Source organism: Bacillus sp. EB106-04-04-XG123, from assembly GCF_058791855.1.
The window spans coordinates 1-930 of sequence record NZ_JBYTDZ010000013.1 but is presented as its reverse complement, the minus strand read 5'-3'; the positions used below and the strand labels follow the sequence as shown (position 1 = coordinate 930).

The 930-nt window shown below is 33.8% G+C and carries 1 tRNA gene; it reads right to left on the bottom strand.

The window, feature by feature from the left end:
- Positions 1–76: transfer RNA gene (locus AC3WTB_RS19160), tRNA-Val, on the bottom strand.
- Between the last annotated feature and the right edge of the window lie 854 nt (positions 77–930).

The following is a 930-nucleotide window of genomic DNA, read 5'->3' as shown; positions in this document are numbered from 1 at the left end:
TGGTGGAGGATGACGGGCTCGAACCGCCGACCCTCTGCTTGTAAGGCAGATGCTCTCCCAGCTGAGCTAATCCTCCATATTGTGTCGTTTCGAAGTGTCTCTCGATCTGACAAATAGTATTATATAACGATAAGATATTGTTTGTAAAGACTTTTTTAAAATAATTTTTGAATTTATTTTAAAGCTGTTTTTTCATCTTTTCGTTAAGGCACCTAAAGAAGTTTACCACTTGTCTCATCATTTTAAAAGCCTTTTTTTCATTTTTTTATGTTTTTTTGTTAAAAAGAGTTCTAATAAGGCTTTATCACTGTGGAAACAGCATTTTTGAAGCTTCTATACCCTAATTTTATTTCATATATCTCTGGATAAAAACATTTAAATAAGAAGTTCTGTTATTATTTTATTTTTCTGAGAAATCTTTTTCGCATAAAAAAGTGTGAAAATGTTGCTGGCCTTTACTATTTTTCAGCAAATCGTTTCGCATCATTTTTTCTGCTGCTTCAAATATTCAACAGCTTTATCATCGATATAAAATTTTAGCAGGAGATATAAAATGAGTATCGTTTTTTTCATTTCTTCTATCTTTTTAAATTTGAAAATTCAACAATGGCTGACCAACCCCTTCGGGATGAGGTCTTTCTATTTAGTAGCCCTATACATCGTCTTTCTATATCTATTTAGACCAAGGTGAGGTTTTCTATGCTTTTAGTGATGCCCTTGATGATTTGAGCTGCCGGTTCATATGATGACCGACATGTTAAATTGAAGGAGCATGAAGTTTGATTTATGTAGCAATCACGTGGGAACAACGTATTTTTACTTTAACAACCTATTATATAGAAGCAAATCATTCAAAAACACAAAAAAGACCAGTTCCAAATGGAACTGATCCTGATAGAAGCTTGGCGGCGTCCTACTCTCACAGGGGGA